Source organism: Paraburkholderia sp. EG286B, from assembly GCF_040965655.1.
In the GTDB taxonomy this organism is placed as follows: domain Bacteria; phylum Pseudomonadota; class Gammaproteobacteria; order Burkholderiales; family Burkholderiaceae; genus Paraburkholderia.
In genome coordinates this window covers 59,083-74,063 of the sequence record NZ_JBFRCF010000018.1, presented here as the reverse complement: position 1 = coordinate 74,063, position 14,981 = coordinate 59,083, and the positions used below count along the sequence as shown (strand labels likewise).

Genomic DNA, 14,981 nt, shown 5'->3' with positions numbered 1-14,981 from the left:
CCGACGATGGAAAACGAGGAGGAGAGATGACTGCTTACTGGATTGCACATGTGACCGTGCTGGACCCCGCCAAGTACAAGGACTACACGGACATCGCCCCGCTGGCGTTCAAGAAGTTCGGCGCCGTCTTCCTCGCGCGCGGCGGCGCGGCGCAAGTGCTGGAAGGCGAGTCGTTCGCGCGGCACGTCGTGATCCAGTTCCCCGACATGCAAACGGCGCTCGACTGCTATCACTCGCCGGAATATCAGGCGGCCAAGGCGAAGCGCGATGGCCATTGCGTGGCGCAGATCGCGATCGTCGAGGGGCTGGAGGGCTGACCAGGCCGGTGCGGCCGGCGCAAAAAGCGGGGGGCAAAAGCGCAGGCAGAAGGAAAGCTGGACGTCAGTTGCGTCATAATATGGCATTCCATGTCCTTGCCTTCGTGCGTGGACTTTCGTCCTTCTCCTGTTGCCGCCTATGCAAGACCTCAAAATCGATCGCAATGCCAAGACCCTGCGTGAGCTCACGCTCGACAAACTGCGCGGCGCGATAGTCCAGGGGTATTTCCGGCCGGGCACGCGGCTCGTCGAACGCACGCTGTGCGACGAGCTTGGCGTGAGCCGCACGGTGGTGCGCGAGGTGCTCCGGCATCTCGAGACCGAGGGGCTGGTCGAGATCGTCGCGCGCCAGGGGCCGATCGTGGCGCGCCTCGATCCCGCGCAAGTGGGCGAGATCTACGAGTTGCGCGGGCTGCTCGAAGCCAACGCCGCCCGGGCCTGCGCCGAGAACGCCACGCCCGAAGTCGTGCAGCAGCTGCGCGCGGTCCGCGCGATCATCGAGGACGCGTTCGAAAAGCGCGACCTGCCGCGCGTGGTGGAGCACACCGAGCGCTTCTATGAAACGCTGTTCGAAGCCGCCAACAAGCAGGTGTCGCTCACGGTCGTCAAGACGCTCAACGCGCGCATCAACCGCTTGCGCGCGTTGACCATCGCGATGCCGGGGCGCGGCGGCGACTCCAATCGCGAGATGAACCTGCTGCTCGACGCCATCGAGCGGCGCGACGGCGAAGCGGCCTCCGCGGCGTCGTTCGCGCATATCAAGCGGGTTTCCGAACTGGCGCTCTCGGCGCTCGCCCAGCAGAACGAGGGGCTCGGCGATGCCTGAGGCTTTAGCTAGCTCGCCAGGCTGAAAGGCCGCCGGCATACGCCGGCGGCCTTTTCTTTTGTCTGCTCAATTCAGGTGGATCAGGCGCGGCCCAAAACGTGCCAGCGCGCCCGTACGTGATCTCATGGTATTCCATAATACGCAATAGTTTGTTGTGGGCCATAAGATGGAATACCATAATCTCATCGAACGCGATCTCCGGCGGCTTTCCGTACCGCCCGAGTCGCCGGATGGAGCCTGAATTCCATGAAGCCAGCTTTCGCCTCCGAACATGCCGTCTCGCGCGCCCAGCGCGGTCGAACCGCGGGCACGTGCTACAGCGTGTACGCGCCGCAATCGGGCGCCGCGTGCGAAACCGTGGTGCTGATCCATGGCGTGGGCATGAACCAGAGCGTGTGGGCGCCGCAGATCGATGCGTTGTCCGAATCGTTTCGCGTCGTCGCCTACGACATGCTGGGTCACGGCGAGAGCGCGCTGCCGAGCGCGCAGCCCACGCTCGACGAATACGCCGCGCAGCTCGAAGCGCTGCTCGACGCCATCCAGATCGAGCGCGCGCACGTGGTGGGCCATTCGATGGGCGCGCTCGTGGCGCTCGAATTCGCGCTGCTCAATGCGCCGCGCACGTTGAGCGTGATTGCGCTGAACGCGGTGTACGACCGCACGCCGGCGCAGCGCGAAGCGGTGATGACGCGCGCGGCCAGTCTTGGCGACGCGCCTGCCGCGAGCGGCGTGGACGCGACGCTCTCGCGCTGGTTCGGCGACCCGATTCCGGGGCATCTGACCCAGGCGGCGCAGGCGGTGCGGGCGCTGCTGCTTGCCGTCGATCCCGTGGGCTACGCGCGCACCTACCGCCTTTTCGCCTCTTCGGACGACGCGCACGTGGGGCGTCTCGCGAGTCTCGCGGTACCCGCGCTGTTCCTCACCGGCGAGTGCGATCCGAATTCGAGCGGGCAGATGTCGCACGCGATGGCGGCAGTCGCGCCCCGCGCGCGTGCGGAAGTCATTGCGAACGCGCGCCACATGATGAACATGACCGACCCGGAACGCGTCAACGCAAGCCTGCTCGCGTTCCTCGCCGAGGCATCGGCGACGCAGGTAGCCAATACCGCAGCAAACACAGGAGAACGCCATGGCTGAGCTGATGACTGCCCATCCCGCGCAACCGGCTTTCGATAGCGCCGAATTTCGCCGCGCGCTGGGCGCGTTCGTGACGGGCGTGACCGTCGTCACGACGATCCAGCCCGACGGCTCGCCGCGCGGCTTCACGGCCAACTCGTTCACCTCGGTATCGCTCGACCCGCCGCTCATTCTGGTGTGCATCGCGAAGACGGCGTCGAGCTATGCCGTGTTCTCGCAAACGCGCCGCTTCGCCGTGAGCGTGCTCGCCGAAGACCAGCAGCAGGTGTCGGGCGTGTTCGCCTCGAAGGCCGCCGACAAGTTCGCGCAGGTGCCCTGGAGCACACGCAGAACCGGTGCGCCCGTGATGGACGGCGCGGCGGCGAGCTTCGACTGCACGACGCATGAAGTCGTGGACGCGGGCGACCACATCATCCTGATCGGCCGCGTGGTGGACTTCGTGCAAACGAGCTCGACGCCGCTTGGCTACTGCCGCGGCGCGTACGTGAACTTCAGCCTCTCGCAGGATGCGCTGGCCGCAGCCGGCGTGCGCGCGAAAGTGGGCGCGATTCTCGAGCATCGCGACGGCCTCGTGCTGATCGACACGCCGAATGGCGTGGCGTTGCCAACGGGCGTCAGGCTCGAACCGGCCAGCGACGCGGCGAGCCTGCGCGGCGTGCTCGCGAAGCTCGGCCTGCGCGCGCATCTCGACTTTCTCTTCGCCGTGTTCGAAGACGGCAGCGGCAAAGGGCCGGGCGAGCACATCTATTACCGCGGCCGCGTGATTCACAACGGCTCGCCCTGGCTCGACAGCAGCATCCGCATCGTGCCGCTCTCGCAGATCCCCTGGGACGAAGTGAGCGATGACGCCGTGCGCTCGATGCTCGAACGCTATGTGCGCGAACGCAAGCAGGACGCATTCGGCATTTACGTCGGCGACAGCGAAGCCGGCACCGTACAGCCGCTCGCCCTCGCGCATTGATGGCAAGACACAGAACACAACCATGAAGAAGCCGGTGCGTTTTCCCGCAGCCGGCCTGACGAAGCGACAACCAACCGTATTCCGGAGACAGCCATGAGCAGCAGAAGCACCTCGTTTATCGCGCCGATGTTCGTAGCCTGCGCAGCGACACTCGCAGCCGCGCCGGCACTGGCCGCGGACCCCATCGTCTTCACGAGCTGGGGCGGTACCACGCAATCGTCGCAACAGAAGGATTGGGCGCAGCCGTTCACGCAGGCAAGCGGCATCACCGTGCTGATGGACGGCCCGACCGACTACGGCAAGCTCAAGGCGATGGTCGACAGCGGCAACGTGAGCTGGGACGTCGTGGACGTGGAAGGCGACTTCGCCTATGCCGCGCAGAAGGCCGGCCTGATCGAGCCGATCGACTATTCGGTGGTGAAGAAGGACGAGCTGGACCCGCGCTTCGCGTCGCAAGCCGCGGTGGGCAGCTTCTACTACTCGTTCGTGCTCGGCTACAACAAGGCGAAATACACGGGCGCACAGCCGCAAACGTGGGCTGACCTGTTCGACACCAAGCGCTTCCCCGGCAAGCGCACGTTCTACAAGTGGTCGGCGCCGGGCGTGCTCGAAATCGCGCTGCTCGCCGACGGCGTGCCGCCGAACAAGCTCTATCCGCTCGACCTCGATCGCGCGTTCAAGAAGCTCGACACGATCAAGAGCGACATCGTGTGGTGGAGCGGCGGTGCGCAGTCGCAGCAGCTGCTCGCTTCGGGCGAGGCGCCGATCGGCATGTTCTGGAACGGCCGCCTGCACGCGCTCGCGCAAACCGGCGTGCCCGTCGGCATTTCGTGGAACCAGAACCTCACCGCCGCCGACATGCTCGTGATCCCGAAGGGCGCCAAGCACCGCGACGCGGCGATGAAGTATCTCGCCGCGGCGACGAGCCCGCAGGCGCAGGCCAAATTCGCGGCCGATACGGGTTACGCGCCGATCAACGTGAAGTCGGCCGCGCTGATGTCGCCGGCCATGGCGAAGACGCTGCCCGATCAATACAAGGCATCGCAGATCAATCTCGACATGAAGTACTGGGCCGAGAACCGCGATGCGATTGCGAAGCGCTGGTACGCGTGGCAATCGAAGTAAGCGAGTCCCGAGGTCGCGAACCGGTTCAAAAGGAAACATCATGCCCAACGTATTGAGTACCGTCGCGCACCCGGTCGCGACGGCCACGCGCAAACGGCGCGACTGGCGCAGCATGCGGCTGCTGACGCCCGCCATGCTGCTGCTCGTGATCTTCTTCCTGCTGCCGGTGCTCTCGCTGCTGCTGCGCAGCGTGCTGGAGCCGACGCCGGGTCTGCACAACTACCAGCAGCTGCTCGGCTCGACCACGTATTTGCGCGTGTTCGGCAATACGTTCCTCGTGGCGACGGTCGTGACGCTCGTCACGCTGCTCGTGGGCTTCCCGATGGCGTGGCTGCTCGCCATCGCGCCGCGCAAGGTCAGCGCCGTGTTCTTCGCGATCCTGCTGCTGTCGATGTGGACCAATCTGCTCGCACGGACCTTCGCGTGGATGGTGCTGCTGCAGGAAACGGGACCGATCAACCGCATGCTGATGGCGATCGGCGTGATCCACGAGCCGCTCTCGCTCGTCAACAATCTCACGGGCGTGACGATCGGCATGACTTACATCATGCTGCCGTTTCTCGTGATGCCGCTGCACGCCACGCTGCGCAGCATCGACCCGTCGACGCTGCGCGCCGCCGCCGTGTGCGGTGCGAGCCGCTGGCAGGCCTTCTGGCGCATTCTCGTGCCGCTCGCCATGCCGGGCGTGGCCTCGGGCGCGCTCATGGTGTTCGTGATGGCGCTGGGCTACTTCGTCACGCCCGCGCTGCTGGGCGGCCCCTCGTACATGATGCTCGCGGAACTCATTGCGCAGCTCGTGCAGGAACTCTTGAACTGGGGCCTCGCCGGCGCCGCCGCATTCGTGCTGCTCGCCGTGACGCTTTCGCTCTATGCGCTGCAACTGCGCTTCACGCGCCATGCGCGCGCAAGCCTCGGAGGGCGCTGACATGTTGCTCGATTTCGATCGCCTGGGCGCGCTGCGCTGGATGTTGCTGGCCGTGGGCGGGGCCGTCGCGCTCTTTCTCCTGCTGCCCATCGTCTTTATCGTCGCGCTTTCTTTCGGCGACTCGCAGTGGCTCATCTTTCCGGCGCCGGGCTGGACGCTCGAGTGGTACCGGCAACTCTTCACCGATGCGGGCTGGATCGACTCGCTGATCACGAGCGCGAAGCTCGCCGTGATCGTCACAGTGCTCTCCGTCGCCATCGGCTTTCTCGCTTCGCTTGCGCTCGTACGCGGCAAGTTTCGCGGGCGCGGCGCAGTGCAGGCGTTCTTCATCACGCCGATGGTGCTGCCGGTCGTGGTGCTCGCCGTCGCGCTCTATGCGTTCTTTCTGCGCATCGGCATGAACGGCACGATGACGGGCTTCGTGATCGGCCACCTGATCATCGCGTTGCCGTTCTCGATCATCTCGATCAGCAATTCGCTCGCGAGCTTCGACACGTCGCTGGAAGATGCAGCGCTCATTTGCGGCGCCTCGCCGTTCATGGTGAAGCTGAAAGTGACGCTGCCGGCCATCCGGCTCGGGCTCTACGCCGCGGCGATCTTTTCGTTCCTCGCTTCGTGGGACGAGGTGGTCGTGTCCATCTTCATGTCGAGCCCGACGCTGCAGACGCTGCCCGTGCGGATCTGGGCCACGCTGCGCCAGGACCTCACGCCTGTCGTTGCCGCGGCGTCTTCGCTGCTCGTCGCGTTGACAACGTTATTGATGCTGGCGGGCGCTCTCGTGCGCCGCGGCCGCTAACCGAGGTAAACAAGCCATGACTGCATTCCTGCAAATCCAGCGCCTGCGCAAGACCTACGACGACGTCGTCGCCATCGACCAGGTGTCGCTCGATGTGCGCAAGGGCGAATTCATGACGTTCCTTGGACCGTCGGGGTCGGGCAAGAGCACGACGCTCTATATCGTCGCGGGCTTCCAGGAGCCCACGGAAGGGCGCGTGCTGCTCGACGGCAAGCCGCTGCTGGCGGTGGCGCCCAACAAGCGCAACATCGGCATGGTGTTTCAGCGCTATACGCTGTTTCCGCATCTCACGGTGGGCGAGAACGTGGCGTTTCCGCTGCGCGTGCGCCGCCGCCCCGAAGCCGAAGTCAAGGCGAAAGTGGAGAAGATGCTCAAGCTCGTGCATCTGTCCGAGTGCCGCGACCGCATGCCCGCACAGCTCTCGGGCGGCCAGCAGCAACGCGTGGCGATTGCGCGCGCGCTGGCCTACGATCCGCCCGTGCTGCTGATGGACGAACCGCTCTCCGCACTCGACAAGAAGCTGCGCGAGGAAATCCAGCTCGAATTGCGCCGCATTCACCAGGAAACGGGCGTGACGATCCTCTACGTCACACACGACCAGGAGGAAGCGCTGCGCCTTTCCGACCGCATCGCCGTATTCAACAAAGGCCGCATCGAGCAGGTCGGCACGGGCGAGGAGCTTTACGCGAACCCGGCTTCGCGCTTTGTCGCGAGCTTCATCGGCAATTCGAATTTCCTGCCTGTGAAGGTGACGAAGAGCAGCGAAGGCCGTATGAACGGCGTGTTCCCGAATGGCCATGAAATCGCCTCGGACGCCTTCAATCCGTCACTCGCCGCCGGCGACGACGGCACGGTGATGATCCGCCCGGAGCAGATGCGCATCAGCTCGCTGCAAGGCGCGAACGGTACGACCGGCTTGCCCGTGACCGTGCGCGACGTCACCTATCTCGGCGACGCGATGCACTACGCGGTGGCGACGCCCTGGCAGCAGGAGATTTCGATCCGCATGCCGGCGGCGCATCGCCACGACGGCGGCATCATGATCGGCACGCAGGCGCTCGTCGACTGGGACGCGCGCGATGTGCGCCTGTTCGCGCAAGCCTGACGGCGGCTGCCATGAGTGACGCACTGCCATCGCTGCGGGTCGAACGCCCTACGGCAACCTTGCGGGAACTCGCGCTCGAAAAAATGCGCACGGCCATTCTGGAGGCGCATTTTCATCCGGGCGAGCGGCTGGTCGAGCGCTCGCTCTGCGAGATTCTCGGCGTGAGCCGCACCGTGGTGCGGGAGGTATTGCGGCATCTGGAAACGGAGGGTCTGGTCGACTCGATTCCGAACCAGGGGCCGATCGTCGCCGTGCTCGACTTCGAGACGGCGGCGGAGATCTACGAAATACGCGCGCTGCTCGAAGGCGAAGCCGCCATGGCGTGCGCACAGCATGCCGACGAGCGCATCGTCGCGGATCTCGCCGGCTTCATCGACCGGATCCAGGCCGCCTTCGAAGCGCAGGACCATCCGGCCGTGAGGGCGCTCACCACGGCCTTCTACGAGCGCGTGTTCATTGCCGGTCAAAAGCGCGTGGCCTGGGAGATCGTGCAGTCGTTGACGGCGCGCATCAACCGCTTGCGAGCCCTGACGATCGCTTCCGACGACCGCGGCCGCCAGGCCGTCGATGAAATGCACCACATCCTGAGCGCCATTCAAGCCGGCAACGCGGCCGGCGCACGCGAGGCCGCGATTGCGCACGTGGACAGAGTGGCCGAGATCGCGCGCAAGCTGCTGGCGGAAGGGCACGAGCACGCGTCGTGGCGTCAGGCGGGATAACGCAGCCTGGCTGTACTGATTATTGGCGCGCGCTCTGGAGCGCGCCACCAACTTTGTTCTTGCATCGAAGGAAAATCACGTGGATTTGAAGACCCTGTTGAAGGACGCGGCGCTGTTGCGCCATCAAGCTTATATCGATGGGCAATGGTGCCCCGCCGACTCGGGCGCGAGCTTCGACGTGTTCGACCCGGCGACGGGCGCTGCCCTCGGCAGCGTGCCTTTGATGGGAGAAGCCGAAACGACGCGGGCCATCGAGGCGGCCAATGCCGCGTGGCCGGCATGGCGAGCACGCACCGCCAAGGAGCGGGCGGCGGTCATGCGCCGCTGGTACGACCTGATGATCGAGCACGCCGACGATCTCGCGTTGATCCTGACCGCGGAGCAGGGCAAGCCGCTCGCGGAAGCGAAAGGCGAGATCGCCTATGGCGCGTCGTTCATCGAATGGTTCGCCGAGGAAGGCAAGCGCGTGGCGGGCGACACGCTCGCGACGCCCGCTTCGGACAAGCGGCTCGTGGTCATCAAGGAGCCGATCGGCGTTTGCGCCGCCATCACGCCGTGGAATTTCCCCACGGCCATGATTACCCGCAAGGTGGGCCCGGCGCTCGCGGCGGGCTGCCCAATCGTCGTGAAGCCTGCGGAAGCCACGCCGTTTTCCGCACTCGCACTCGCGGTGCTGGCGGAGCGCGCCGGCGTGCCCAAGGGCGTGCTCAACATCGTCACCGGTGACCCCAAGGCGATTGGCGGCGCGATGACCGGCAGTCCGGTGGTTCGCAAGCTCTCGTTTACCGGTTCGACGGGGGTGGGGCGATTGCTGATGGCGCAAAGCGCGCCAACGGTGAAGAAGGTGACGCTCGAACTCGGCGGCAACGCGCCGTTCATCGTGTTCGACGACGCCGATCTCGATGCGGCGGTGGAAGGCGCCATCGCCTCGAAGTATCGCAACAACGGGCAAACGTGCGTCTGCACGAATCGTTTCTACGTACATGAGCGGGTTTACGACGCGTTCGCCGCGAAGCTGGCGACGGCCGTGAAAGGGCTAAAGGTCGGGCACGGCACGGAGGGCGGCGTCACGCTTGGACCGCTGATCAACGAGGCGGCGGTCAGGAAGGTCGAGGCGCATATCGCCGATGCAGTGGGCAAAGGCGCAACGCTCGCCACGGGCGGCAAGCGCCACGCGCTCGGTCACGGCTTTTTCGAGCCCACGGTGCTGACCGGCGTCACCGCGCAAATGGATGTGGCGAGAGAAGAGACGTTCGGCCCGCTCGCGCCGCTGTTCCGCTTCTCGAGCGACGAAGAAGTGGTGAAGCTCGCCAACGACACGGAGTTCGGACTCGCCGCCTACTTCTACAGTCGCGATATCGGCCGCATCTGGCGCGTGGCCGAGCAGCTCGAATACGGCATGGTGGGCATCAATACCGGCTTGATCTCGAACGAGGTGGCGCCGTTTGGCGGCGTGAAGCAATCGGGTCTGGGCCGCGAAGGGTCGCACTACGGCATCGATGACTATCTCGTCATCAAGTACCTGTGCATGGCCGTTTGATCGCCGGATTCACACAATAAAAGAGGGGACACGCCGCCATGAATACGCCGTCATCGAGCAGCGCCGAGGTCACGCTGGATCGCACGCAAAGCGAAGCGGGGCACCGCCTCGATACCGCGACCGTTGCGATACCCACTCGCGTGACGGTGCGGGTCGTCGCGATCTGCCTCGCGATGATCCTTGCCGAAGGCTATGACGTCGCCATTTACGGGGCCGTGCTGCCCATGCTCACGCATGGCACCGACTGGTCCTTGTCGGCGCTGCAGCTGGGCGCGATCGCAAGCTGCTCGCTGGCGGGCATGATGATCGGCGCAATGGGCGCGGGCACGCTCAGCGACATGATCGGCCGGCGTCGCATGCTGCTCGGCAGCGCGGCGCTCTTTTCCGTGATGATGGCGGCCGCCGCAGTCGCGCCCACGCCGGCCTGGTTCGTCGTCGCGCGGATCGTGGGCGGACTCGGGCTCGGCGGCGTCGTGCCGACCGCCGCGGCGCTCACAGTCGAATACTCGCCGCCGGGCCGCCGTTCTTTCAACTACGCCTTGATTTACACGGGATATTCGCTGGGCGGCATTCTGGTCGCGCTGCTCGCGATGCACTGGTTGCCCACGCACGGCTGGCGATTGCTGTTCGGCGTAGGCGCTGCGCCGCTCATCCTCGTGGTGCTCGCGGCGCGCCATTTGCCGGAGTCGCTGGAGTTCCTGCTGGCGAGGAACCGCTTGGAGGAGGCGCGCAGCGTCGCGCGAGCGCTCGGCATTCGACATTCGGCGCTCGAGAACGAAGCGGGTGCGAGGGCCGTGCACGCTGCAAATGCCGGGAAAGCCGCGCCGATTTGCGCGCTGTTCGACGCATCCAACGTGCGCGCCACCCTGGCGTTCTGGATCGCGATGTTCATGGGCTTGCTCCTGCTCTACGGCCTGAGCACCTGGCTGCCGCAACTGATGCGCAAGGCCGGCTTCCCGCTCGGATCGAGCCTCACATTGCTGGTCACGCTCAATTCAACGGCGGCATTGGGCTCGCTGCTTGGCGGCGCGGTAGCCGACCGCCTGGGTTCGAAAGCCGTGGTCAGCGTCCTTTACCTGCTTGCGGCAGCCAGCCTGTGTGCGCTGCCGTTCGCCCATGGCACGCTGCAAACCTATGTGCTCGTGGGCATTGCCGGGGTGGGCACGATCGGCAACACGATGCTGCTTGGCGCGTATATCACGCGCTACTATCCGCCCCGCAACCGGGCGACGGGCATTGGCTGGGCGCTAGGCATCGGGCGCTTCGGCGCCATCGCCGGGCCGTTGATCGGCGGCGCGCTGGCACAAGCGGGCGCACCGCTGCCGTGGAATTTCTACGCATTTGCGGTCGCGGGCCTCGCAGCCGCGCTTGCTGTGCTCGCCGTTCCCAGGCACGCTGCAGGCAGCGAGTAACCCAATGCCGAAAGCAAAAAGCGGAGACCGGGTTCAATATCCGGTCTCCGCTTTTTTTACCGCTTCAATCGTGCGCGTTGCGCCTTGCCTTATGCCGATGCCGTGCCGCTCGTCGCGTCAATCGCCCACTGCGGCGCATCCTGCAACGCAACGGGACGCAGGAAGCGCTCGATCGCGGCATAACCGACCGAGGTGGTTTGCGGCTGCGTCGAAGCGGGCCACGGGCCGCCGTGCTGCTGCGCATCGCACACGGCAACGCCCGTCGGCACGCTGCCAAACAGCACGCGACCCGCGATACGTTGTGCGGCCGTTGCGAGTGCGCGATTTTCCGGCGTATCGGCCTGCGCGCCCCACAGCGTCACCGTGAGCGAACCTTCCACCGCGGCGAGCACGTCGAGCGTCTGCGCTTCGTCACGCACCTTCACGATCAGCGCGGCCGGGCCGAACATTTCTTCGTGCAGCGCCGCGTTGGCGACGAACGTCTGCGCGTCGGTTTCGAACAGACGCGGCGCCGGCGCTGCGGCTCCTTCGTCGTGTGCCGGCGCGGCGAGACGCACGCGCACGCGCGCCTGGCTCGCGATATGCGCGGCGGCGCTTTCAAAACCGTGGCGCATGGCGGACGTGAGCATGGCATGCGGCTTTTGTGCGGACAACGCTTGCGCCAGCGCCTCTGCGAAGCGCTCGCCATTTTCGTCATCGCGCACGACGATCAACCCCGGGCTCGTGCAGAACTGCCCGCAGCCCATCGTGATCGAGGCGGCGAGGGTGGCGGCAGGCGTGTCGACGCCTTCGGCAAGGGCTTGCGGCAGCACGACGAGCGGATTGATCGAGCCGAGTTCGCCATAAAACGGAATCGGCCGGCGACGCGCATTGGCCGCGCGCCACAGGGCCACGCCGCCCTGATACGAACCCGTGAACGCCACCGCCGCGACATCGGCGTGGCCGACGAGATGGACGGCCGCTTCGCGCGACGCCTGATCGACGAACGCGATCACGCCTTCGGGCAGGCCCTGCTCGCGCAGCACGCTCGCGGCGAGCGCATGCACGCGGCGCGACAGTTCGGGATGGCCCGAGTGCGGCTTGACGATCACCGTGCAGCCTGCAGCGAGTGCCGAGGCCGTATCGCCGCCGAGCACCGAGAACGCGAACGGGAAATTGCTCGCCGAGAACATGGCAACCGGCCCGAGCGGCAGTTGCACGCGTGTGAGGTGCGGACGGCCCGCGGGCGGCGCGCCGGGCACGGCCGCGTCGTCGACGTGGCGATTGGCGATGCCCGCTTCCACACGCTCGGCAAAGCCGCGCAACTGAAACGCGGTGCGTGCGAGTTCGCCGTTCAAGCGTGCGGCGCCAAGCGAGGTTTCTTCGTCGGCGATGGCGACGAGTTGGGCGGCGTCGCGCTCGAGCGCGTCGGCGAGGCCGCGCAGCAGGGCGCTGCGCACGGCACGCGAAGCCGCGCCATAAAGGGCCTGGGCTTCATGTGCGAGCGCGGCAGCTTCGTCGATTCGCGCGAACGGCGCGTTGTTTTCTGTCTGCATTACGAATTCACTCCAGATTAAAAAAGACCGCGCTCGGCGAGATTGGTATAAAGGGCGCGCACGCCGAAGGTCCACGGTTCGATTTCGGTGCAAAGGCGCACGGTGTTGACGATGGCGCCAAGCGGCGGTGCGCTGATCGTGACGCGGTCGCCGAGGTGATGCGTGAAGCCGCCGCCGGGCGCGTCGCGGTCCTTGATCGGCGAGAACATGGTGCCGAGGAACAGCATGAAACCGTCCGGGTACTGATGGTGGCGGCCCCATGCCTGCGAAACGAGATCGAGCGGATCGCGGCTGATTTCCTGCATATGGCTCACGCCCTCGAGCAGGAAGCCGTCGTCGGTGCCTTCCACGCGCAGCGAGACGCTGGTGGCGCGAACCGTATCGAGCGTGAAGCCTTCGTCGAACAGACGAATGAACGGACCGATCGCGCACGAGCCGTTGTTGTCCTTGCATTTGCCGAGCAGCAGCGCGGAGCGTCCTTCGATATCGCGCAGATTGACGTCGTTGCCGAGCGTCGCCCCGACCACCTCGCCGCGGCTGTTGACCGCGAGCACGACCTCGGGCTCGGGGTTATTCCACGCCGAGGCGGGATGCAGGCCGATATCGGCGCCGAAGCCCACCGAGGACATCGGCTGGGACTTCGAGAACACCTCGGCGTCCGGACCGATGCCGACTTCCATGTATTGCGACCACGCACCACGGCGCTGAAGTTCTTCCTTCAGTTTGATCGCAGCCTCGGACCCCGGCTTGATTTTCGAAAGATCGGCGCCGATCAGCTTCGTGATTTCGGTGCGCACGTCCTGCGCTTTGGCGGGATCGCCGCCGGCCTGTTCTTCGATCACGCGTTCCAGAAGACTCACGGCGAACGTCACGCCACACGCCTTGATCGCCTGCAGGTCACAGGGCGCGAGCAGCCAGGGGCGATCCGCGGGGCGATCGCCCGCGAAGCTGTGTTCGAGCAGCGCCTCGGCCGTGCCGAGCGGCTCGCCTGGCGTATGGCGCACGACATCGAGCAGATCGTCGTATTCGAACAAGTCGGCCGTGGTGGGCGCCACCTCCGAAATATCGAAGACCATGCCGCCGCGCACGACGACCACGCAGGGTCCGTCGCCCTCCGGGGTGGGCCGCCAGACGCGGCCGACGAGCAGCGCGTTATCGAGATCGTGCGGGAGATAAGCGGATGTTGAGGACATGGCGGGCGTTCCGGATTGAGCGTGGCGACACGCATCGTAGGGCGGATGCGCGTGCGCGTCCAAAGGAACGCCTCTTTGTCCAACTGGCTGGACGATGGCCCGCCCCGGTCGAATTGATCCGGCGGCGGCCCGGAATGCGGGTTAGAACAGGTGCTTGATGCCGGCCGACACCGCAACCTGATTCGAGGTCGTCGAGGGCGAGAGATAGCCGATGTCCGCGACCGCCTGGCGGCCCCACGAGTCGACGCCGCTTGCATGCTGGTACGCAGCCGTTGCATACAGTTCGGTGGCTTTCGAAAGCGAGTAGCCTGCGCCCAGATTCCACTGCTCGTAGCGCGCGCCGCCCGTTCCGTTCAGGTTGCCGCCGTTCGTGTAATCGAACGAGGTGCCGACGCGCAGGAACGGCGTGACCTGGTAGCGCACGCTCGCCCCCAGCGTATTGAACGAGACCGTGCCGTGATAGTTCTGCGTGTTCAGCGCGGCGGTGGCGCCGAGATCGCGGTATTGCGTGTTGGACCAGGCGAGGCCCAGAATGGCCGAGCCGATCGTCCAGGTCGAGGCCACGGCGACCGTCTGCTGCGTGCGGGCGGACGCGAATCCCGAGATCGACGGGTTCGATGCCGGCGTCGTGGCGGACCCGGCGGAGCCGAGATTGTTGCCGGTCGCGCTCGCATTCGCGTTCGTGCCATAGAGCGAAGTGTTCGGATTGCGCGCGTTGATGATCGACGCCGCGACCGCAACGCTCGGCCCGGTATAGCTGAAGCCCGCGGACCAGTACTGGTTCTGCGTGAAGTTGCCGGCTATCCCGCCCAGGCTGTAGAGCGCGCCGAACCGGAATCCCCCAAAGGAGTCCGAACTGTACTTGATCGCGTTGTTGATGCGGTGCGTGAAATTCAGGTTGTCATAGTCGGCCGGATGGATCGCGAGGTTGCCGAAATACCAGGCGTAGAGCAGCGGCGACACATAATCCACCGCGGCGTCGGACTGGCGTCCGAGCGATGCGGTGCCGTAGTTGGGCGCGGCGACCCCGATCCACGCCTGACGGCCGAACAGGGTGCCGCCCTGGCCGAGGGTGCCGTTGCTGACGCTGAAGCCGCTTTCGAGCACGAACAGCGTCTTCACGCTGCCGCCCAGATCCTCGGTGCCTTTCAGCCCCCAGCGGCTCGAACTCGGGCCCGAGGTGCCGCTGTCGAACTGGGCGACCTGGCCGCCGCCGGTGGGCTTGCCGCCGGCAGGCGTTGCCGCCGTCTGCACGTTGTTCGTGTAGGTCACGTTGCCCGTGACGATCCCGTAGAGCGTGACGCTGCTTTGGGCATAGGCGGCGACGGGCGACAGTGTGATGGTAGTGAGCGCGAGAAGTGTTCTTTTCATGGTGGTGGGCGTGGTCAAG

The 14,981-nt window shown here is 65.9% G+C and carries 14 protein-coding genes; 11 read left to right on the top strand and 3 right to left on the bottom strand.

Going from position 1 to position 14,981, the window contains the following annotated elements; genetic code table 11:
- Positions 1–26: 26 nt before the first annotated feature.
- From AB4Y42_RS31595 to AB4Y42_RS31545, 11 genes are all read left to right on the top strand, one after another.
- Positions 27–317, top strand: a complete 291-nt coding sequence (locus AB4Y42_RS31595; RefSeq protein ID WP_368686856.1) for a DUF1330 domain-containing protein — start codon at positions 27–29, stop codon at positions 315–317.
- Positions 318–456: 139 nt separating this feature from the next.
- The gene (locus AB4Y42_RS31590; RefSeq protein WP_254354726.1) at positions 457–1,143 is read left to right on the top strand and encodes a GntR family transcriptional regulator; all 687 of its coding nucleotides are present in this window, start codon (positions 457–459) and stop codon (positions 1,141–1,143) included.
- Positions 1,144–1,389: 246 nt separating this feature from the next.
- Positions 1,390–2,280, top strand: a complete 891-nt coding sequence (locus AB4Y42_RS31585; protein WP_368696365.1) for an alpha/beta fold hydrolase — start codon at positions 1,390–1,392, stop codon at positions 2,278–2,280.
- On the top strand, positions 2,273–3,241 hold the full coding sequence (locus tag AB4Y42_RS31580) for a flavin reductase family protein (RefSeq protein WP_368686858.1): 969 nt from the start codon (positions 2,273–2,275) through the stop codon (positions 3,239–3,241). The genes AB4Y42_RS31585 and AB4Y42_RS31580 overlap by 8 nt, the downstream gene beginning before the upstream one ends.
- A gap of 93 nt (positions 3,242–3,334) precedes the next feature.
- Entirely contained in the window at positions 3,335–4,366 is a 1,032-nt protein-coding gene (locus tag AB4Y42_RS31575) for an ABC transporter substrate-binding protein (protein WP_368686859.1), read from the top strand.
- Positions 4,367–4,406: 40 nt separating this feature from the next.
- Positions 4,407–5,291: an ABC transporter permease gene (locus AB4Y42_RS31570; RefSeq protein ID WP_368696364.1), complete on the top strand. Its 885-nt coding sequence runs from the start codon at positions 4,407–4,409 to the stop codon at positions 5,289–5,291.
- A 1-nt stretch (position 5,292) separates the two neighbouring features.
- Positions 5,293–6,087: an ABC transporter permease gene (locus AB4Y42_RS31565; protein ID WP_368686861.1), complete on the top strand. Its 795-nt coding sequence runs from the start codon at positions 5,293–5,295 to the stop codon at positions 6,085–6,087.
- 16 nt (positions 6,088–6,103) lie between these two features.
- Complete coding sequence (locus AB4Y42_RS31560; protein ID WP_368686862.1) at positions 6,104–7,192, top strand: ABC transporter ATP-binding protein; 1,089 nt, start codon at positions 6,104–6,106, stop codon at positions 7,190–7,192.
- An 11-nt stretch (positions 7,193–7,203) separates the two neighbouring features.
- Entirely contained in the window at positions 7,204–7,911 is a 708-nt protein-coding gene (locus tag AB4Y42_RS31555; RefSeq protein ID WP_368696363.1) for a GntR family transcriptional regulator, read from the top strand.
- A 79-nt stretch (positions 7,912–7,990) separates the two neighbouring features.
- Entirely contained in the window at positions 7,991–9,451 is a 1,461-nt protein-coding gene (locus AB4Y42_RS31550; RefSeq protein WP_368696362.1) for an NAD-dependent succinate-semialdehyde dehydrogenase, read from the top strand.
- A 38-nt stretch (positions 9,452–9,489) separates the two neighbouring features.
- Positions 9,490–10,863 (top strand): MFS transporter, encoded by a 1,374-nt coding sequence (locus AB4Y42_RS31545; protein WP_368696361.1) that lies wholly within the window; start codon positions 9,490–9,492, stop codon positions 10,861–10,863.
- An 89-nt stretch (positions 10,864–10,952) separates the two neighbouring features.
- Here the strand turns inward: AB4Y42_RS31545 and AB4Y42_RS31540 are convergent, their stop codons facing one another.
- The 3 genes from AB4Y42_RS31540 to AB4Y42_RS31530 form a co-directional block, all read right to left on the bottom strand.
- Entirely contained in the window at positions 10,953–12,398 is a 1,446-nt protein-coding gene (locus AB4Y42_RS31540; protein WP_368686866.1) for an aldehyde dehydrogenase (NADP(+)), read from the bottom strand.
- A gap of 17 nt (positions 12,399–12,415) precedes the next feature.
- Positions 12,416–13,591 carry a fumarylacetoacetate hydrolase family protein gene (locus tag AB4Y42_RS31535; protein ID WP_368686867.1) on the bottom strand — a complete coding sequence of 392 codons (1,176 nt, stop codon included), beginning with the start codon at positions 13,589–13,591 and terminating at the stop codon, positions 12,416–12,418.
- Between the two features lie 141 nt (positions 13,592–13,732).
- Positions 13,733–14,962 carry a porin gene (locus AB4Y42_RS31530; protein WP_368696360.1) on the bottom strand — a complete coding sequence of 410 codons (1,230 nt, stop codon included), beginning with the start codon at positions 14,960–14,962 and terminating at the stop codon, positions 13,733–13,735.
- Positions 14,963–14,981 lie beyond the last annotated feature (19 nt).